This window comes from Tritonibacter scottomollicae (genome assembly GCF_003003215.1).
Lineage (GTDB): Bacteria > Pseudomonadota > Alphaproteobacteria > Rhodobacterales > Rhodobacteraceae > Epibacterium > Epibacterium scottomollicae.
Map to the genome: position 1 here is coordinate 81,530 of NZ_PVUF01000011.1, position 20,110 is coordinate 101,639.

17 protein-coding genes are annotated in these 20,110 nt (G+C 61.0%); 10 read left to right on the forward strand and 7 right to left on the reverse strand.

What is annotated here, in order from left to right:
- Positions 1 to 2 precede the first annotated feature (2 nt).
- On the forward strand, positions 3 to 2,510 hold the full coding sequence (locus CLV89_RS15975) for an ATP-binding protein (protein WP_106164664.1): 2,508 nt from the start codon (positions 3 to 5) through the stop codon (positions 2,508 to 2,510).
- A gap of 3 nt (positions 2,511 to 2,513) precedes the next feature.
- On the opposite strand, the gene CLV89_RS15980 is transcribed toward CLV89_RS15975, so the two are convergent.
- Positions 2,514 to 3,278: an IclR family transcriptional regulator gene (locus tag CLV89_RS15980; RefSeq protein ID WP_243395040.1), complete on the reverse strand. Its 765-nt coding sequence runs from the start codon at positions 3,276 to 3,278 to the stop codon at positions 2,514 to 2,516.
- Positions 3,279 to 3,427: 149 nt separating this feature from the next.
- Here CLV89_RS15980 and CLV89_RS15985 point away from each other — a divergent pair, with 149 nt between their 5' ends.
- The 7 genes from CLV89_RS15985 (at position 3,428) to CLV89_RS16015 (ending at position 11,805) form a co-directional block, all read left to right on the forward strand.
- Entirely contained in the window at positions 3,428 to 4,951 is a 1,524-nt protein-coding gene (locus CLV89_RS15985; RefSeq protein ID WP_106164665.1) for an ABC transporter substrate-binding protein, read from the forward strand.
- Between the two features lie 109 nt (positions 4,952 to 5,060).
- Positions 5,061 to 5,978 carry an ABC transporter permease gene (locus CLV89_RS15990; RefSeq protein WP_106164666.1) on the forward strand — a complete coding sequence of 306 codons (918 nt, stop codon included), beginning with the start codon at positions 5,061 to 5,063 and terminating at the stop codon, positions 5,976 to 5,978.
- A gap of 1 nt (position 5,979) precedes the next feature.
- Positions 5,980 to 6,876 (forward strand): ABC transporter permease, encoded by an 897-nt coding sequence (locus CLV89_RS15995; RefSeq protein ID WP_106164667.1) that lies wholly within the window; start codon positions 5,980 to 5,982, stop codon positions 6,874 to 6,876.
- 3 nt (positions 6,877 to 6,879) lie between these two features.
- Positions 6,880 to 7,875 carry an ABC transporter ATP-binding protein gene (locus CLV89_RS16000; RefSeq protein ID WP_106164668.1) on the forward strand — a complete coding sequence of 332 codons (996 nt, stop codon included), beginning with the start codon at positions 6,880 to 6,882 and terminating at the stop codon, positions 7,873 to 7,875.
- Positions 7,872 to 8,855 (forward strand): ABC transporter ATP-binding protein, encoded by a 984-nt coding sequence (locus tag CLV89_RS16005; protein WP_106164669.1) that lies wholly within the window; start codon positions 7,872 to 7,874, stop codon positions 8,853 to 8,855. The genes CLV89_RS16000 and CLV89_RS16005 overlap by 4 nt, the downstream gene beginning before the upstream one ends.
- Positions 8,852 to 10,417 carry a gamma-glutamyltransferase gene (locus tag CLV89_RS16010; protein ID WP_106164670.1) on the forward strand — a complete coding sequence of 522 codons (1,566 nt, stop codon included), beginning with the start codon at positions 8,852 to 8,854 and terminating at the stop codon, positions 10,415 to 10,417. Before CLV89_RS16005 ends, CLV89_RS16010 begins: the two co-directional genes overlap by 4 nt.
- Positions 10,414 to 11,805, forward strand: coding sequence for a M20 family metallopeptidase (locus CLV89_RS16015; protein WP_106164671.1), 1,392 nt, complete (start codon positions 10,414 to 10,416; stop codon positions 11,803 to 11,805). The genes CLV89_RS16010 and CLV89_RS16015 overlap by 4 nt, the downstream gene beginning before the upstream one ends.
- A gap of 99 nt (positions 11,806 to 11,904) precedes the next feature.
- On the opposite strand, the gene CLV89_RS16020 is transcribed toward CLV89_RS16015, so the two are convergent.
- A complete protein-coding gene (locus tag CLV89_RS16020) occupies positions 11,905 to 12,429 on the reverse strand; it encodes a CBS domain-containing protein (RefSeq protein ID WP_106164672.1) in 525 nt (174 codons plus the stop codon).
- A 78-nt stretch (positions 12,430 to 12,507) separates the two neighbouring features.
- On the opposite strand from CLV89_RS16020, the gene CLV89_RS16025 reads away from it, so the two are divergent.
- On the forward strand, positions 12,508 to 12,690 hold the full coding sequence (locus CLV89_RS16025) for a hypothetical protein (RefSeq protein ID WP_106164673.1): 183 nt from the start codon (positions 12,508 to 12,510) through the stop codon (positions 12,688 to 12,690).
- Between the two features lie 62 nt (positions 12,691 to 12,752).
- Here CLV89_RS16025 and CLV89_RS16030 read toward each other — a convergent pair whose 3' ends face one another.
- On the reverse strand, positions 12,753 to 13,835 hold the full coding sequence (locus tag CLV89_RS16030; RefSeq protein ID WP_106164674.1) for a ParB/RepB/Spo0J family partition protein: 1,083 nt from the start codon (positions 13,833 to 13,835) through the stop codon (positions 12,753 to 12,755).
- Position 13,836: 1 nt separating this feature from the next.
- Complete coding sequence (locus CLV89_RS16035; RefSeq protein WP_106164675.1) at positions 13,837 to 15,207, reverse strand: AAA family ATPase; 1,371 nt, start codon at positions 15,205 to 15,207, stop codon at positions 13,837 to 13,839.
- Positions 15,208 to 15,879: 672 nt separating this feature from the next.
- On the opposite strand from CLV89_RS16035, the gene CLV89_RS16040 reads away from it, so the two are divergent.
- Positions 15,880 to 17,175, forward strand: coding sequence for a replication initiation protein (locus tag CLV89_RS16040; protein ID WP_106164739.1), 1,296 nt, complete (start codon positions 15,880 to 15,882; stop codon positions 17,173 to 17,175).
- 125 nt (positions 17,176 to 17,300) lie between these two features.
- Here CLV89_RS16040 and CLV89_RS16045 read toward each other — a convergent pair whose 3' ends face one another.
- Genes CLV89_RS16045 through CLV89_RS16055 form a run of 3 tightly spaced genes read right to left on the reverse strand, consistent with a single transcriptional unit; the run spans position 17,301 to position 20,101 of the window.
- Positions 17,301 to 18,149 carry an ABC transporter permease gene (locus CLV89_RS16045; protein WP_106164676.1) on the reverse strand — a complete coding sequence of 283 codons (849 nt, stop codon included), beginning with the start codon at positions 18,147 to 18,149 and terminating at the stop codon, positions 17,301 to 17,303.
- Between the two features lie 3 nt (positions 18,150 to 18,152).
- The gene (locus CLV89_RS16050; protein ID WP_106164677.1) at positions 18,153 to 19,010 is read right to left on the reverse strand and encodes an ABC transporter permease; all 858 of its coding nucleotides are present in this window, start codon (positions 19,008 to 19,010) and stop codon (positions 18,153 to 18,155) included.
- Positions 19,010 to 20,101 (reverse strand): ABC transporter ATP-binding protein, encoded by a 1,092-nt coding sequence (locus CLV89_RS16055; protein WP_106164678.1) that lies wholly within the window; start codon positions 20,099 to 20,101, stop codon positions 19,010 to 19,012. The genes CLV89_RS16050 and CLV89_RS16055 overlap by 1 nt, the downstream gene beginning before the upstream one ends.
- Positions 20,102 to 20,110: the final 9 nt, after the last annotated feature.

The following is a 20,110-nucleotide window of genomic DNA, read 5'->3' on the forward strand; positions in this document are numbered from 1 at the left end:
CGATGTCCATCCTCTCTCGTCTCAGCATTCGCTTTCGCCTGTCCGCCGCCATCGCCGTGCTGTTTGGCTTGATCCTGCTGGTCAGCCTCATCGGGATGCGCGTGCTGAACCGGACCGAACTGTGGATGAACGTCCTGCATCAGGACACGCTGACCGAAGTCTCCGACGCGCTGGAACTGTCGCGGCGCTCCGCGGATCTCGCAACCTCCGCGCCCTTTCTCTACGCGCTGTTTCCGCCCTTCCAGCTGGAGCAAGAGGCACAGAGCGTCTTGCAGAACCTCCGCAGCATCGAGGAACAGGCGGCCAATGACCCCGCACTCGACCTGCCGCTGGCGCGGCTGCGGCTGGCAATTGACGATTTGACCTCAGCGCTGGTGCCGCAAACCGCACGCATCGCCGCCCTCACCGCCATAGACCGCGACATGTTGCGATTGAACCAGCGCGTACGGCGCCTGTCCGGAGATACCTCCCTGCCACTGCCGGAACGCGAGGTCTGGGCCGAACTTCAACAGCTGACCGCCAGTGCCATCGGTGCGGGTCGTGCAAACGCGCTGATCGAACTGGGGGAATTCACCCGCCGCTACACAACCACCCGAGACAGGATCGAACCCGCCTTGATGCCGGCTCACCAGGCGACTTTTGCGGAAATTCAGGCCGCCGTCCGCCGCAGCGAGGGGCTGTTTGCCCTTAAACATCGAAAAATCGCAGCCCAGCTTGATGCAGAGAACGCCCTGTTTCGCATTCGCCAGCAGGCAGGCCGCATCACCACCTATGCCGAGGAAAAAGTCGCCCAAGCCGAGGCCCGTCTGTCACAGGCCCGAACCGAGACGTCAAACAACCTCGGCATCGCAAAGAACTCTTTTCTCGCGCTGACATTGGTCAGCCTTCTGGTTGCCGTGACCTCAGCGCTTTATGTGTCGCGCTATGTCGCACGTAACCTGCGCCGCATCGCCGATGCGATGCGCACGCTGGCGGCAGGGGACCACCGCAGCGACCTGCCCCGTGCCCGCGTGTCGGATGATGAGATCGGCCAGCTCTATGCCGCGTTTCAGGTGTTTCGCGACAACGCCCGCAAACTGGACCGCCGCACCGGAGAAATCCGGCGTCAGAATGCGCTGTTTTCCCGTGTCTTTCGCAACATCAAGGACGGTGTCGCAATTTCCGCCGCCAGTGGGCAGATCGAGGCGGAAAACGACAATCTGCGCAGCCTTCTACGGCTGCCAACAGAGGACCAGCCCAACGCGCCAGCCGACATGCAGGACCTCATTGCGCGCTCTGCCTTTACCCGTCAGGCCAGCGCGGGCGAGCGGGGTGGCTTTGAAGAATACGTCGATGCCTCCGGCCATGTGCTGGAGCTGCGCCATTCCCCCCTGCCCGATGGCGGCGCGGTTTGGCTTCTGTCGGAAACCACTGAACGCAAGCGCATTGACGAACGGCTGGAAGAGATCCGCCGCGTGGAAACGCTCGGGAAAGTTACCGGTGAGGTTGCCCATGATTTCGGCAATATCCTGTCGAGCATCTCCGGCAACATGCATCTGATGTCCGCGGCCTCGAACGAGGACGCAGAGCGCATCCGCGATCGCATTGGCGCAGCGCTGGATCTGGGCGTATCGCTGACCGAACGCCTGTTGGCATTTGCCCGCAAACAACATCTGGAGCCACAGGTGACAGATGTCGGTCTATTGGTGGAGGGCATGGCAGATCTGCTCGAAATCGCGCTGCCCGAAACCGTCGAGCTGGCGTTCGATTTGGCGGCAGAACCGGTGCTGGCGCGGGTCGACCCCGGCCAGTTGGAAAGCGCGATCCTCAACCTGTGCGTCAACGCGGGTCAGGCCATTGATGGCGCCGGGCAGATCCATGTGACCGTGACGGAAAATCCCGATGGCGGCGCATGCTTGCGCATCCGCGACGATGGCTGCGGCATGTCGCCCGAGGTGCTGCAACATGCCACCGAACCGTTTTTCACCCATCGCAGCGATGGCAGCGGCACTGGTCTCGGCCTGTCGATGGTGGATGGTTTCGTCCATCAGTCCGGTGGGCGGCTGTCCTTGTCCTCCACCGTAGATGAAGGCACCGAGGTCCACCTCAGCTTTCCGCCCCTGGAGCAGCCCGTGGACCTCTCTGCCAGCACCTTGGTCAGTGGCACGGCGGTGGTGGTGGACGATGATCCGGCTTATCTCTCATCGGCGGCACAGGTCCTGGAAGGTTTGGGTTTTACCGTACTGCGCGCAGAAACCTTTGCCGAGGGGGCAGCTGCAATCACCCGCCTGAGCGCCGTTGATCTGGTGTTGAGCGACCTCAACCTCGACCATGGCGCCTCAGGCTGGGATCTCTTGCATCTTGCCCGCACGCAGCACCCGACCTGTCGGTTGATCGTCATGTCAACGCGCAGCATCGCCGGGATGCCTGCCGCCCTGCGCACGGCAACCGGGCCCGGACGATTGGAAAAACCAGTGACGGAATCCGCCCTACGCGATCTGTTGCGGCACGGCGCACCACCAAAACCCTAGACGTCAGCCGGGAATACCGCTCGCGGTGTCGAGCAAGGCTGGCAGCAACTCCTCCCTCACCCGCTCGATATCAAAACTGTGGCTGGAGACGGCAACTTGCAGTGCCGCATTGGCCCGACCGTCGATGCCGACAATCGGGACCGCCAGGCTGATTTCGTTCAGCATCATCTGACCCTGCGTGATCGAATAGCCGTCCTGCGACGCGCAGGCGATACCGTCGGCAATGGCCCCGCGGTCGGTGATGGTCTTTGGTGTCGCCGCCCGGATCGGCCAGGTTTCCAACGCATGTGCAACTTCATCGTCAGACCAGGTTGCCAGTATCACCCGCCCGGACGCTGTACCAAGCGCTGGCACGCGACGCCCGACGATACTGGCCGCGAACTGGGTCCTTTGGTTGGGCAGGCGCAGCGAGTAGATGATGTGATCGCCGGAAATCTGCGCCAGGTTCACGGTCTCGCCATGAACACGGCTGAACTCCACCAGCTTTGGAAGCACCCGGGAAATAAGCGGATCCGACCAGTAGTAGGCATAGGCCAGCTCCAGCCAGGCATGGCTGGGCCGATAGCGACGTGTGCCCGGATCCCGTTCCAGCATCCCCTCTTGATGAAGCGTATGCGCCATGCGCTGTACCGCACTTTTCTCCAGACCGGTGAGGGTGACCAATTCAGCCAGAGACAGGGAAACATGTGATTCGTCAAACGCTCGCAGCAGACGCAACCCTTTGGCCAAGGTGCCGACGAACAGCGGATTCTGCTTCTTTTCCAACATCTTTTTCCATTTCTGCCGGGTCCCGAAAACACGGATGTAACAAAGACTTGACGGATACCGTCAGCATCTGAGTATGATAGTTAAATAGCGATCATAAGTATCAAATAATGATACTGCAACTATTCCAACGTATAGTACAGGGAAATGAAATGACTGATCTCTCCTTTACCCGCTCCGCGCTCGTCGCGCTCACGCTGGCCTCCACCACCGCCATGCCCGCCCTTGCGGACAAGGCGTCTGGCACCCTGAACGTGGCGTTCACCAAAGAGCTGGAAAACGTCGACAGCTACTTCAACTCCTCCCGCGAAGGGGTCGTGATGCAGCGCGCCGTTTGGGACGGTCTGATCTACCGCGACCCGAAGACCAACGAATACATCGGCAACCTGGCCACCAGCTGGGAATGGATCGACGACACCACGCTGGAGCTGAAGCTGCGCGAGGGGGTCACGTTCCACAATGGCGAACCCTTCAACGCCGATGACGTGGTCTACACCGTCAACTACGTCGCCAAGGAAGAAAACGGCGTGAAGACGCAGCGCAACGTAAACTGGATGAAGTCGGCAGAGAAAGTCGACGACTATACCGTGCGCATCCTGCTGAAGGACAAATTCCCGGCGGCGATCGAATTCCTCTCCGGCCCCGTGTCCATGTACCCGAATGAATACTATGCCGAGGCTGGCCCCTCCGGCATGGGTCTGAAACCCGTTGGCACCGGCCCCTACAAAGTGACCGACGTGGTTCCGGGACAGCATTTCGTGCTGGAAAAGAATGAAAACTACCACGACAGCCCCAAGGGTCAGCCGGAAATCGACAAAATCGACATCCGCACCATTCCTGACGTCAACACCCAGATGGCAGAGCTGTTCTCCGGCTCACTGGATCTGATCTGGCAGGTGCCTGCGGATCAGGCCGAGAAGCTGGCCGAGATGGGTCAGTTCACCGTTGCCAATGAATCCACCATGCGCGTGGGCTATCTGCAAATGGACTCCGCGGGTCGCTCCGGCGAGGACAACCCTTTCACCAATGCCAAGGTGCGCGAGGCGGTCAACTACGCGATCAACCGCGAAGAACTGGTCGAAGCGCTGCTGCAAGGGTCGAGCCAAGTCATCAACACCCCCTGTTTCCCCAGCCAGTTCGGCTGCGTGCAGGATGTGACCACCTATGACTACAACCCTGAAAAGGCTAAGGAACTGCTGACCGAAGCTGGCTATCCGGATGGGTTCAGCACGCCGTTCTATGCGTATCGCGACCGTCAGTACGCCGAGGCGATCTCGTCCTACCTCAACGCGGTCGGCATCGACACCGACTTCAAGATGCTTCAGTACTCCGCCCTGCGCGAGCTGAACATGAAAGGCGAAGTGCCGCTGTCGTTCCAGACCTGGGGCAGCTATTCGATCAACGACGCCTCCGCCATGGTCAGCCAGTTCTTCAAGCACGGCTCGCTCGACAGCACCCGTGACGATGAAGTGCTGGAGTGGCTGGACGTGGCCGACAGCTCCACCAACCCGGACGAGCGGATCGAGAATTACACCAAGGCGCTGAAGAAGATCACCAAGGAAGCCTATTGGGCACCGATGTTCAGCTACAACACCAACTACGTCTTCACCGGCGGCGTGAGCTACACGCCGACTGCCGACGAGGTGCTGCGGTTCGTGGACATGTCCTGGAACTGATCTGCCTCTGGTGAGGGGCCCCGCGCCCCTCACCCTCCTCCCGACACGCTCCTCACACGACACATCCCCAGATGCGCGGGCCTATAGTGCCTGACGCCCGAGGTACCTCATGCTTCCATTCATCCTGAAGAGACTGGGCCTGGCTTTGCTAGTGGCTTTGACCGTCAGCTTCATCAGTTTTTCCTTGCTGTTCTTGTCCGGAGATCCTGCAGCCGCCCTGGCTGGCGAAACCGCCAGCGGCGAAGATGTCGAGGCCATCCGCCGCCTCTATGGTTTTGACCGCCCCATGTTGGTGCAATACGGCGAATGGCTGTTCTCGGCCGTGCAGGGCGATTTTGGCGAGAGCTATTATTTCAAACTGCCCGTCGCCAGCCTGATCGCAGAGCGTCTGCAAGTGACCATGCTGCTGGGGGTCTGTGGTATCCTGTTTGCCCTCCTCACCGCCGTTCCTCTTGGCGTGGCTGCTGCGATCCGTCCCAACTCCCTCATCGACCGCGTCGCGCTGTTCCTGTCCGTTGCCGGTCAGGCGATGCCGTCGTTCTGGTTTGGCCTCATTCTGATCGTTGTGTTTGCCATTCAGCTCGGCTGGCTGCCGCCTTCTGGCGCGGCGACCTGGCGGCATTTCATCATGCCGACCATCGTGCTTGGCTACTACGCGATGCCCGCCATCATGCGATTGACGCGGGCCGGCATGCTGGACGTGCTGAATTCGGACTTCATCCGCACCGCACGCGCAAAAGGCGCCGGCGAAGGCCGGGTGCTGTTCAAACACGCCCTGCGCAATGCGATCATCCCGGTGGTCAGCTTGGCTGCGGTCCAGATGGGCTTCATGCTCGGCGGCTCCATCGTGGTGGAATCGGTCTTTGCCCTGCATGGCGCAGGCTTCCTCGCCTGGGAGAGCATTGCCCGCAACGACCTGCCCACCGTGCAAGCGCTGATCCTCGTTTTCTCGATGTTCTACATCGTCTTCACCTTTCTCGCAGACGTTCTGAACGCCTGGCTTGACCCCAGAATGCGGAGTTCCTGACGTGACCGACTCCACTGATCCTCTCTACCAAGAAATCCAAGGCCCCTCTCCACGCCAGATGCTCAAGCTGCGCGCATTTGGGCACAAGGGGCTGCTCTTCGGCATGGGCGTTGTCGGCCTGCTGGTACTGATCGCCATTCTGGCACCGGTGCTCGCCCCGCATGACCCCTATGCGCAAAGCCTGATGAACCGCATGGTTCCGCCTGTCTTCATGGGCGGCACCTGGGAACATCCGCTGGGCACCGACCATCTGGGCCGGGACTACCTGTCGCGCCTGATCTACGGCGCCCGCGTGTCGCTGTTGATCGGTGCGGTGGCTGCGCTGATTTCCGGCGTGATCGGCACCGCGATGGGTGTCGCGGCCGGCTACTTCGGCGGCAAGGTCGACGCGGTTGTCACCTTCCTCATCAACGTGCGTCTCGCGATGCCGGTGGTGCTGGTGGCCCTTGCGGTGGTTGCCATCCTCGGCGGCTCGCTCACCGTGGTGGTCTGCGTGCTGGGCCTGTTGCTGTGGGACCGCTTTGCCGTGGTCATGCGCGCCTCCACCCTGCAGGTCAGCCGCCGCGATTATGTGGCCGCTGCGCAGGTGATCGGCGCTTCCACCCCGCGCATTCTGCTGACCGAGATCATGCCGAATATCTTCAACAACCTGATCGTCGTGATCACGCTGGAGATGGCGCACGCCATCCTGCTCGAAGCGGCGCTGAGCTTTCTCGGCCTTGGTGTGCAGCCCCCTACCCCCTCCTGGGGCCTGATGGTGAGCGAAGGCAAGAACATGATGCTGTTCGAGCCATGGCTCGTTCTCATTCCCGGTGCCGTGCTGTTTGTGCTGGTGCTGGCGATCAATCTGATGGGCGACGGTCTGCGTGACGTCACCGCCCCCGAAGGACGGAGCTGAGCCATGACTGATACGCTTCTTTCCGTAAAGAACCTGACCCTCAACATCCCCACCGGCAGCGGCACGCTGAAAGCGGTGCGCGGCATCGACTTTGACCTCAAACGCGGCGAGACCCTGTCGATCGTCGGTGAAAGCGGGTCGGGCAAATCCCTGACCTCGCTGGCGGTGATGGGGCTTCTGGGCAAGTCCATCAAACGCCAGGCCGACGAGATGCGGTTTGACGATATCGACCTGCAAAAGGCCAACCGCAGGGTGATGCGCGATCTGCGCGGCAACCGGATCGCGATGATCTTTCAGGAGCCTATGACCTCGCTCAACCCGGCCTATACCATCGGCGATCAGCTGACCGAGACGCTTTTGCTGCACCGCAAGGTCAGCAAGGCGGCGGCCCGCGCCCGCGCGGTGGAGCTGTTGGAAAAGGTCGGCATCACTGCCGCCGAAAGCCGCCTGTCGCAATACCCCCACCAGCTGTCCGGTGGTCTGCGTCAGCGGGTGATGATCGCGCTGGCGCTGATGTGCGAGCCGGATCTGTTGATCGCGGACGAGCCGACAACCGCCCTTGATGTAACCATTCAGGCGCAGATCCTGCGGCTCCTGGTGGATCTGACCCGCGAGATGAACATGGCGATGATCCTCATCACCCATGATCTGGGCGTCGTGGCCCGTGTCGCCGACAAGGTTGCGGTGATGTATGCGGGTGAGCTGGTCGAGACAGGCCCTGCATCAGAGGTCTTTGCCGCACCAAGCCACCCTTACACGCGCGGTCTGCTGCGCTGCATCCCGCAGCCGGGCAAAACCGAACGCGGCGCGCCCCTTGGCACCATTCCCGGCATTGTGCCGTCGCTGATCGGCGATGTCAGCGGCTGCGTGTTCCGCACCCGCTGTGCCCATGCCCGCCCCGAATGTCGCGAAGCAATCCCGCTCAGAGGCGACGCCAGCCATGAGTTCAAATGCGTCCACCCCGACGGCGCGTTGTCCGAAGAAGGAGAGGTCGCATGAGTGATGTTCTGACCCTGGACGGAGTAAAGAAAACCTACAGCGTCAAGCAAGGCATGTTTGGCCCGCGCAAGCCGCTGACAGCCGTCAACGATGTCACGCTCTCGCTCGGCAAGGGCGAGGTGCTGGGGCTGGTTGGGGAATCCGGATGTGGCAAGTCCACATTGGCCAAACTATTGCTGGGACTGGAAAAACCCACGTCCGGCGATGTGCTTGTTGAGGGGGAGTCGATGGCAACCCTTGATCGGCGCGGTCTGGCCGGACGCCTGCAGCCGATCTTTCAGGATCCCTATTCCTCACTCAATCCACGCAAGTCGATCTACGATATTATCTCCCTGCCGCTGCGGGTGCACAAGATCGGCAATACCGCCAGCCAGACCAAGGCGGTGAAGGACATCCTCGACATCGTCGGTCTGCCGCAGCGGGTGATGAACACCTACCCCAGCCAGATGTCCGGCGGTCAGCGTCAGCGGGTCGCCATTGCGCGCGCGCTGGTGATGAAGCCCGAGATCGTCATCTGCGATGAGCCAACCTCGGCGCTGGATGTGTCTGTCCAAAGCCAGATCCTCAACCTGCTGGGCGAGCTGCGCCGCGAGTTTGGCCTGACCTATCTGTTCATCAGCCACGACCTCGCGGTGGTGGAGCATCTGGCGACACGGGTGGCGGTCATGTATCTTGGCCGGATCGTCGAAGAGGCGCCTGTGGCAGAGCTGTTTGAGGCCCCCAAGCACCCCTACACCAAGGCTCTGCTGAGTTCGGTCCTGACCCCGGAGCCGGGGCTGGGCGTGCCGGAAACCGCCCTTGGCACCGCCTATCCGAACCCGATCAACCCGCCCTCGGGCTGCGCCTTTCACCCGCGCTGCCCACTGGCGACGGAGCACTGCAAAACAGTCGCCCCCCGTCCGATCCAGACCGAACATGGCCGGGTGGAATGCCACCTCCACGACCCGGAGAGCCCGATGACACGTCAGGATGCCGCATGAGCGCACTGTCGAGAACACAGCACACCCGCAAGCATGTCATCGAAACCGCGGGCGGCGTCGTCGCCTCCCAGCACCGTCAGGCTGCCGAAGCGGGTGCCGCAGTCTTGCGCGCTGGCGGGGATGCCGTTGATGCCGCCGTCGCGACCTCCTTTGTCGTCGGGGTTCTGGAACCCTGGATGAGCGGCCCAGCCGGTGGTGGCGCCGCGATCCACTGGCGCGCGGACACTGGCGAGGCGGTGGCGATCAACTTCGGCATGAGGTCGCCGAAGGGGTTGAATATAAACGACTATCCCCTGTCTGGCGATGGCAAGGCCGGGGATCTCTTCCCCTGGGAACGCGTGGTCGAGGATCGCAACGTCGAGGGCGCGACGGCAATCGCCGTGCCCGGCACCGTGGACGGTCTTGGCCAGGCGCACGCTCGCTGGGGCCGTATGCCATGGGCGGAGCTTCTGGCACCCGCTGTCAGTCATGCCCGCGAGGGAATGCTTGTCGACTGGTATGCAGCGCTGCTGATCGCCTCGACCGCGCGCAATCTGGCCAAGGATCCCGACGCGGCTGCGATGTTCCTTGACGATGGCACATGGCCCAAGGGCTCTGGCTGGACCGCGATCCCCGATAATCGGCTCGACCAGAGCCGCGTGGCCGCCTCGCTGGCGCATATGGCCGAGGCTGGCCCGCGTAGTTTCTACGAGGGCGATCTGGCGCAGGCGATGGCGCAGGATGTTCAGGACAAGGGCGGTTGCCTCGCCGCAGAAGATCTCGCCGGATACTCCGCCTGGATGGGCGCGGCCCGCCCTGTCGATTACCGCGACGCGCGCTTTCACGTGATGCCGGGCCTGACGGCGGGCCCGACCTTCGCCCGCGTGATGGAACAGCTTGAAACCGCGGATCTTTCGACGCCTGCCGCAACCTATGTGGCCTACGCCCGCGCTCTCGACCAAGCCTATGCAGAGCGGCTCGGCAAGATGGGCGATGACGGGGAAGTGCCAGAGGCCCCCGGCTGCACCACGCATTTCTCCGTCGTGGACCGGGACGGCAACATGGTCACTCACACCCAGACGTTGCTGTCGATCTTTGGCAGCCGGGTTGTGTCGCCCTCAACCGGGTTCCTGATGAACAACGGCATCATGTGGTTTGACCCCGAACAGGGCCGCCCGAACTCCCTCGCGCCGAACAAGGCCTGCCTGATGAACGTCTGCCCGGTGTTGGGTGAACGCGGCGACACGCGCTTTGCCTTTGGCGCGTCTGGCGGGCGCAAGATCGTCTCGGCCGTGTCGCAGCTGGCGTCTTTTGTCGTCGATGGCGAAATGGATGTGGAACAGGCCTTTCACACGCCGCGCATCGACATGTCAGGCGGCGCGCAGATCATCGCGGACGAAACGCTGCCGACAGAGGTGATTTCAGCCCTATCGGACGAAAAACCAACGCAGACCACCCGGCGGACCGTCTCCCCCTATGCCTTCGCCTGCCCCGCAGGCGTGATGCGCAAGGATGGCGCCAACAGCGGCTGCACCGAAATCATGTCACCCTGGGGTGACGCAATATCCGAGGACGACCTATGACCCGCGACGCCGCCATTTCCCGCGTGACTGACTATTACGAGGCCGGAACATTCCAATCTGACCTTGCGGATCTCGTGACCTATCGCAGCGAGAGCCAGAATGACGCGCCCGACGCCCGCAGCGAATGCCTGCGCTACCTGAAGGAAGCAATGCTGCCGCGCCTGATCGCCTTGGGCTTTGCCTGCGAGATCATCGACAATCCCGATCCGCGCGGCGGGCCGCTCCTGATCGGGGAGCGGGTCGAAGGGGATGACCTTCCGACCGTGCTCACCTATGGCCATGGCGACGCTGTATTGGGCCAGGAGGGCATGTGGCGCGAGGGGCTTTCGCCTTGGGAAATCGTCGAAGAAGGCGACCGGCTCTATGGACGCGGAACGGCGGACAACAAGGGCCAGCATCTGATCAATATCGCAGCTCTTGAGGCGGTGGTCGCAGAGCGGGGTCACCTCGGTTTCAACACGCGTATCGTGTTGGAGATGAGCGAAGAAGTTGGCTCTGTTGGCCTGCCGGAGGTGTTCAAGACCTACAAGGACCGGCTGACGGCGGACGTGTTGATCGCCTCAGACGGCCCCCGCCTGCAACCCGAGGTCCCCACCATGTTCATGGGCTCGCGCGGGGGGACGACGTTCGATTTGGTGGTGGAAACCCATGAGGGCGCGCATCACTCCGGCAACTGGGGCGGCCTGCTGTCCGACCCGGCGATGATCCTGGCCCATGCGCTGGCTTCGATCACCGATGTGCGTGGCCAGATCAAGGTTCCGGAATGGCGCCCCGACAGCCTGACAGACAGCGTGCGCGCCGCGTTGAAGGATCTGCCCGTTTCAGGCGGACAAGGCCCGGATGTGAACCCCGACTGGGGCGAAGAAGACCTGACCCCGGCGGAACGTGTGTTCGGCTGGAACAGCTTTACCGTGCTGGCGATGGTCTCCGGCGTGCCGGACGCCCCGGTCAACGCGATTTCCGGCTGGGCGCGCGCGACCTGTCAGCTGCGCTATGTGGTCGGCACTGAGCCTGAGGACGTGGTCCCTGCCCTCCGCCGTCATCTGGACGCGCATGGGTTCCAGAACGTGGAAATCCGCTGCCATGATCGCGGGTTCTTTGCCGCCACACGGCTCGACCCCGAGCATCCTTGGGCACAGTTCGTGGGCAATTCGATCCGCGAAACCTCGGGCGATCTGCATGTGCTGCCGAACCTTGCCGGGTCGCTGCCCAACGACAGTTTCACCGACATTCTTGAGGTTCCGACCATCTGGGTGCCGCACTCCTATCGCGGCTGCTCGCAGCATGCGCCGAACGAGCATGTTCTGAAGCCAGTCTGCCGCGATGCACTGCGGGTCATGGCGGGCGTGTTCTGGGATGTTGGCGAAAAGGGCGGACCCTCCGCCTAAGCAGAACCGCAGATCACAGTTGACAGAGGAAGGCCGCCCTTGTTTCAAAGGGCGGCCTTCTTGCATTGAGGTGCGATGACCTCAGCGCGACCGAGGCCCCTACCCCACAATCAACTGTTTCAGCTGCAGCGCCTCGTACTCCAGCGCAGTCAGACGGAAGTTCACGACGTCGCCGATGGTGATCATGCCAACAAGCTGCTCCTGCTCGAGCACCGGCATGTGGCGGAACCGGCCATCTGTCATGAGGCGCAGCACCTCAACCACCGATTGATCCGGTGTCGCCGTGATCACATCAGTGGACATCAGCTCCTCTACCGTCTGTGGCAGCGTCTTGCCCGGAGTATCCGCCAGACGACGCACAATATCCCGCTCTGACAGGATCCCGACCAGATCCCCTTGCGGGTTCTTGACCAGTAGCGCACCGATTCCCTTATCGCGCAGAACCTCCACGGCCTTGGCCACGGTATCCTGCGGGTTGATCCAGAACAGATCACCACGCTTGTTGGCGAGGACATCGCCAACCGTTGCCCGTGCGGCAGACATGTTGGTGTCCAGCGTCTGGCTGCTGGTCTTCTTGTCCAGCGTTTCGTCGCCCCGTGTTTTCGGAGTATATGAAGCAGGCATGGCGTTCCCTCTCTTTATCACCTTATACGGTATTACAAATCTCGCCCGAGTAAATGTGTTCCGACAAGGGAGACCAAATTGTCTGATCTTACGCTGACGCCAGCCGGCGCAACCGTGTTATTCGTGATCGCCTGCCTGGCCGGATATCGCTATCGCACGGTCTGGAAGATGGAAGGCCCACGCAGCCATCTTTGGCTGTTCGGCCTTGTCGCTGCGGGCTGTCTTCTGGTGCTGGGGTTTGTGCCGCTGCGGACCAGCTGATCGCGTCCCGACTGGCGCGGGCGGCCTCAGACCGCCCTGCCCCGTTCCGATCAGTCCTCCGCCTAGGTATCGGACTGCAAATGCGCCTCGATCAGCTGCAGCAAGGCATCCACGCTCTGCGTATCCAGTGAACGCCCTTTAAGGTCGATGCGGACCGCCGAGGGCGACACCTCTGCCGACAGATCGCCACCGCCCGCCAGAGTGCGGGCCTTCAGCCGGGTCACCTGTCGCGGACGTCCACCGCGCGCCTTGTCCTTGGGCGTTGCGTCCAGATCTGCCAAGGCCGCTTCGACCACCCGCCATTCGGCCCGGTCACTGTCCGGCTGCGCACTGCCAAGCGCCTTGCGCAGGGCGCCCTGCCCGCCAGCCCGCAACGCAGCGGCCAGTTTCAGCCCCGCCTTTTCCGACATGGCATTTGGGAACCGCAACAGATCCCCCAGCCCCTCGTGAACCGCGGCGAAACTGCGCACCTTTGAACGCTTGGCCTTCGAGGCGGCAGCAAAGAGCGTGTCCACGGCCTCCTCGATCGAGGCGAAGACCCCCTGCCCCGTCACCAGAACTGCAATCCGGCCCCGCTCATAGGGCGTCAGATTGGCGCGCAGCTCATTTTCCTCGATCATCGAGACATAGGCGTCGGCGCTGTCAGTACCCTGGCGCAGGAAGGCCGGGATCGCATCGAACCCGTCTTCGCTACGGTTCAGTCGCGCAAAAGCCTCCAGTCGCCGGAAGCCGGACACAAGACCATAGCGCCCCTCGTCAAGAGCCACCACTTCGACCGGGCTGCGCAATCCGTTGGTGCGGATGGAGGCGATCAGCTCTTGCAGCTCGTCCTCATCCAACTGCATCCGATCTCGCCGCAAATAGTCGCGGTCGATGTCCTCCAGCTGGATCTGATGCACGGCCTGCCCGGCCCCTTCGGCGTCACGCCATTTGTTGGCGTCGGCCTTGTCGCGGGCCATTTCAACCCGATCCGTAACAGCCGCCATTCCCCGCAGCTTTGCGGTTTCTGCCGAGACCTTGGCAATGGGTGGCGCGTTATTCTGGCTGTTGTCGAACGGATTCACGCTCGGTTTCGCGGCGAAACCCTCGTCCAACGCTTCGATTTCGGCAGCATCCGGTGCGGTCAGTCGTCTGCGTTTGGCCATCTTACTCTGCCCCTTCCATCTGGGCGTCGCGCCACCAGCTGCCGATGAGAAGCTCCTTGAACTCGGCATAGGTCCGGTCAAAGGTTTCCCGCCCACGTACATAGGTATCGCGGTTGAAGTCGCGATAATCCGCTTCATAGATCCCATTCACTTGCTCTCCCGCCTGGCCCACGAGGGCCGTGACATCCTGACGGTAGGCATTCATGAAATCGCCGAAGTAAGCTTGGATCACGTTTGCCATGTCCGTCTGCTGACTGGCGTCAAAGCGCGTGATCAGCGCCCTTACTACATCCCATTCGAACTTAATTTCAGGCAAACCGGCCGCACGTTGCGCAACGTTCTCTCCCTCCTCGATCGAGGCAAAGGTCGAATAGAGCATGTCAAAGAACCGACCCGTACTGTCAAACTCCAGAAAGGACGCACCAAGAGGCACCAGCAGAATATCAGCCGCGGCAAGGGCGTTGATGGTCAGATACCCAAGGGCCGGAGGCGTGTCGAGAAAGACGATATCGTAGTCGTCCAGAATGCCTTCGTCCTGCAAGAAGTTGTTCAGCGCATCCCACAGCGGCCAACTGCGCAACCCCATGCGCCAGACGGGGATTTGAAACTCCGCCCAGTAAAGGTTCAGCTGCGCACCGATCAGATCGATGTTTGGCCAATGGGTTTTTTGAATGACGTTTCGCGGCGAAACCGTCAGCGCTTCATTCAGCGTTTCATCCAATGGCAGTTCAGGCTCACCTGCCGCGGCACGCACGGCGTTTTCCTCGACCATGGATTTCGCATAATCCTTGGCAATGAGCGGGAACACAGTCGACCACTCATCCTCAATCTTGCCACCGAGGATGGACGTCATGGAGCCTTGGCTGTCCAGGTCGATCACCAGAACCTTGTAGCCATCGAGCGCGGCGGACATTGCCAGATGCGCGGCAGTAGAGGTTTTGCCCACGCCCCCTTTGAAGTTGGCAACAGCTGTCACTTTCGCCGGCAAGCCTTTGGGTCGGTAGGGCAGGTATTCCTTCGTGGAAATTCCCTCGCTGGCAAAATACTGACGAAGGGCAAGCACTTCTTCCAGCGTAAACCATTTTGAGCCACCTTCACCTTCGCCTTGCGGCAGGTCCGGATGCGCTTTCAAGACACGTCGCAAATGCTGCGGTGCCACCGGGATCAGATAGCGGGTGATTTCCCAGACCGAGAACTTTCGCAGCCGCTTCTCCCCGTCGGGCGCATATCCACGACGGGCCAGGTCCTCTCGGCCTTTGCCACAGAGTGCGGCGGCCTTGGCAAATCGGGCGGTCTGGATCGGATCAGGGAGCTTGCCTGCGGCTTTCTCCGGGTCCAAATTGAAATACGGCGGCAAAGATGGGGTACTCATGAGGTTGCTCGATCTCGATGAATGTATGTTGATTATGGTTATATGCCCAAGAATAGAGAACATCTTTGGCGGTGCATAGGCCTGAAGGGGCGTGTCGGCGGGTTTTTCTGGGTGCCTTTCACTGGTTTCGTGACGAAACGTTGCTGTTTTCTCTTGGGAACCATAAAAATACGGCCAACAAAGCGTTTAATTATTTAGAGTCTTTAGATTCTTTGCTGCTGAATAACGCAATGAATTCAGACTACTAAATCATCTTGGGGACCTGCTTTCAGGTCGAGTGGTACCTATGTACAGGATCAAAGGTACCCGTATACGGGCGGAAAGGGACCTCAAAGCAGGTCTAAGGGTTCCGATTCTCAGGGGCGGGACGCTGCCGCACAGCCGCTCTCGATGCGCGCCTCCGTCGCGCTTACGTGTGGCAGAGCGTTGATTTCGACACTGAACTCCCAAATTAGAGCCTAGCACAGAACGTGCGCTGTGGCGCCATACGGGCCATGGGGCAGGCGGGGCCGATTCGCTCTCTGACGGGATGCGCAGGTTCTGGTCCTGTGCATGGGTACCTTTGAAGTGCCGCTGTCTGAGTTTAGCGAGATCACCAAAGGAACCCGTGTCGGATTGTCTGGCAGGTTCCTTATGTGGCAGTCTGCGAAAAAACAAGAGGCAGATGATTCCATGGCAGAGCGGAGCTTTGACGACGACCGATTGACCGGCGCCCTGACGCGAGAAACGGTCAAGAAAAACGTCGCCGCGATTCACATCAGCGGCAAACTGACGCTGCTGCAGCGCAAACTGTCAAATGTCTTGCTGCTGAACGCGTATGACACATTGACCACGGCGCGCAGTCACACGATCGACGCGCGGACGCTTGCGATGATGGTGGGGTATAATTCCAACGACGTCGACAGTCTGCGGGCCAGTCTGCGCGCTCTGGCCGAAACTGTTGCGGAATGGGATATGCTCGATGAGCAGGGGCATCAGGAGTGGGGCGTCTCTGCGCTGCTGAGTTTCGCCAAGTTGAAGAACGGCGTCTGCGAATACGCCTACTCGCCAGCCTTGGCGCAAAAACTGCATGACCCAAAGATCTATGCACTGATCAACGTCAAGATCCAACGCAACTTCAGTTCGGGCCACGGGCTGGCTCTGTATGAGAACTGCTATCGGTTCGTGCGCACCGGCTCGACTGGATGGTGGAGCCTTGAGATCTTTCGCAAGCTGATGGGCGTGGACGGGTCCGCCTATTATGAGAGCTTCAAGCATCTGAACGCAAAGATCATCAAACCGGCAGTGGCTGAGGTCAACAAGAGCTCTGACATCATCATTGAACCGCAAACCCGCAAGAAGGGCAGGGCGGTCAGCGAGATCCGGTTCCTGATCCGCGAGAACCCGCAGATGGCAATGTTCCAGATTGATGATAGCGACGGTTTGCGCAATTTGCCCGTCTACAAAGCACTGCGGGGGCAGGGGGTTTCTGATCGGCTTGCGCGTCAATGGATCACGGAGCACGGCCCGGACTACGTGCAGGAAAAGCTCAACTATGTCGCGGGGCAGGGGGACGTGAAATCCAGCGTGGGCTATCTGCGTGCGGCAATCATGGGCGATTACAGCCCGTCTGAGGGCGGAGGCGGTGGTGCGCGCCAGGCTCCTGTCGATCCAGAAACCCAAGCACGTCTGGAGGAGAAACGTGCGGAGCAGGCCGCCGCACAAGCCGCCGAGGACGCCGCGTTTCAGGCCCGCGCAGCAGCGCGGCGCGATCGGGCCCGGCATCTTGATATCGTCGAAACTCTGGTTTCGCGGCGAAACCCCACGCAGCGAGATGCGGACAAGCGCTTGTTTCAGTCCCGCCTGGAGAGCGAACTCGACCGGGAACACTTTCGCCAGCATGGATGGAGATCGGCGCTGAATGCAGCGAGCATCATCGCCTTCTGGCAAGAGCTGGAGCCAGATGCATTCGCTGAGGATGAGGGGTGATTTGCGTGTCACACGGCGCGGACGGCCGGTGATCCGTTGGCAAGGTTTGCTCTCCCAATGACCGCTGCGGAGTGGTCACCGGAAGAGCGTGCAGCAGTGGCTGCCAAGGGTCTTTGTGTTGAGGGTTAGCGCCGCTGGAACAGTATCATGGCCAGCGCCAGCAGGGATGATCCCAGCATCAACAGCAGCGACACGGCATTGAGGAGCGGGGTCGAACCTTCCTTGAGCCTGTCGAACATGGCGATCGTGAGCGGCGCATCAGAGCCGACCAACATCAGCGTGGTGTTGAAGTTCTCAAAGCTCATCAGAAACGCCACGACCACCGCACCGATGATTGCGGGCATCAGAAACGGAATGGTGATGGTGCGCACTGCCGTGAGGCGGGTTGCACCGAGGTTGAGGGCGGCCTCTTCCAGCGTGCGGTCGAATTTTTGCAACCGGGCGCTGATGACCAGCGTTGCAATGGTGGTGATGAACGAGAACTGCCCCAGAACCACCAGCAGCAACCCAGGGCGCAGCGCCTGAATGTCCATTTGCGCCACGTCCCAGATGCCGTTGGCGAGCGTCGAGGAAAACACCAGAATGGAAATGCCAAGCACGATCCCCGGGATCACCAGTGGTAGCAACATCAGCACGTAAAGCACTGTCTTTCCACGGAAATCATAGCGGTTGAACAGGAAGGCATTGGTCGTTCCGACGCTGACCGACAACACCGCGACACAGGCCGCAACAAAGACCGAGGTGCCGACCGCGCGGAGAATGCCACGCTCATGAAATACGCCGATCTGGGGCGCCTCGGCGCCAAAGAACCAGTTCCAGGTGAACCCCTCCCATGGCAGGGACGGGAATTGGCTGTCGTTGAAGGCAAAGACCGCAACCACCGTAAGCGGGAGCGCGAGGTAGAGGAAGAACATCAGCACATAGCCGCCATAGATCAGGCGAAAGCTGCGGGATTGGGGAATGGTGGGAATCATGGTTTACCCCATTGTTTCTTGCAAGGTACGTCCCGTCAGGCGCAGCATGCCCCAGACGATCACCGAAGACAGGAGCAGCAGCATGAAGCCGAATGTGGCGCCAAGCTCCCAGTTCGAGCGCACGATGAACTGGTTATAGATCATCTCGGTGAACCACAGGCTGTCCTTGCCACCCAGCATCGTCGGGGTCAGGTAGTTGCCGAGGCTCAGCATGAAGACCACGATCGATCCGGACACAATGCCCGGCATGGCGTGGGGGATGATGATCTCGCGCAGGACCGACAGACCGTTGCCGCCCAGATCATAGCCCGCCTCGATCACGCTGTCGTCGAGGCTTTCAAGCGTGGTGACGAGTGGCACCACCATGAACAACATCGACGTATAGACCAGCCCGACCATCATGGCGGAGTCATTGTAGAGCATTTCGACAGGCTGATCCGCCAGACCCACCCATTGCAGGAGGTTCGAAATCAGGCCGGTTTCCCGCAACAGGATCATCCAGCCGAATGTGCGTACAAGCTCTGACACGTAAAACGGGATGAGGCAGAGCAGGAATAGCACCTGTTGCAGTCGCCCCTTGGCCATTTTGGCGATGTAATAGGCGACCGGAAAGGCGATCAGCAGTGTGATGCCGGTGGCAAGGATCGACATGATGGCGGTGCGCCAGAAGGTGCGCAGGTAAAGCGGTTCGGTCAGCGCCTTCTCATACTGCGCCAGGCTGGTGTCATAGACGCCAAAGCTGATGCGTTCGCGCAGCGAAATCAGCAGCATGTCGATATGAGGGATGATAATCAGCAGGCTGAGCCACAGAACAAGTGGCGTCAGCAGAAGGACAAATCCGATACGGGCATGGTTGCGCATCAGACACTCTCCCTGAAACAGGTGGCCTGTGCGGCACCCCAGCCGATATGGACCGTGTCGCCGCGTTTGAGCGCGGCGAATTCGCCGGATTGGGGCAGGGTGACCTCTAGCGTTTCGCCGACATTATCCTGGACCAGCACGCGCGAGGCGGCACCGTTGAACAGAATGCTGGTGACGGTGCAGCGCAGCTGGTTGTCAAACGTGGCCAGTGCCGTGGGGGCGGCGGCCAGGCGGATGGTTTCAGGGCGCACAAAGATCTCGGCCGTGTCGCCTGTGGACAGCTCATTCACGGCGGTGGCGCGCATGGCCAGTCCACTGTCGGTACGCAGCTGAAGCGCATCACCCTCGACCCGCTCGATCCGGCCTTTCCAGCGATTGGCCTCGCCAATGAAGCCAGCGACAAAGGGTGTGTCGGGTCTGTAATAGAGATCCTGCGCCGTGCCGACCTGTTCAAACCGCCCCTGGTTCATGACGGCGATCTGGTCGGACATCACCAGCGCCTCGGACTGGTCGTGGGTGATGTAGACAAACGTGGTGTCAAATGCGGCCTGAAGCGCCTTCAGCTCAACCTTCATATGTTCGCGCAGTTTGAGATCGAGCGCGCCCAACGGTTCATCCAGCAGCAGCACATCCGGTTCCAGCACCATGCAACGGGCGATCGCGACACGCTGTTTTTGTCCCCCGGACAGCTCATCGACCTTGCGGTGCCCAATGCCGGGCAGGCCGATGCGCTCCAAGGCCTCGTCGACTTTGTGGGCGATCTGATCCTTTGGCACCTTGTTGCGGCGCAGGCCGTAGCCGATGTTCTCGGCGATCGTCATCATCGGAAACAGCGCCAGATGCTGGAACACCATGTTCACCGGGCGTTTGTTCGGAGGGGTGTTCAGGACGGAGCCGCCCTTGATCCGGATGTCGCCTGAGGTGGGCTCGAGAAAACCGGCAATCATCCGCATGATTGTGGTTTTGCCGCAGCCGGAAGGGCCGAGGATTGAGAAGAAGCTGCCTGGCGGCACCGAAAAGGACACATTATCGACAGCGGTGGTGGTGCCGAAGCGTTTCGCAAGCTCAGCGCATTCAAGATCAGGGGTCATGCAGGGGTC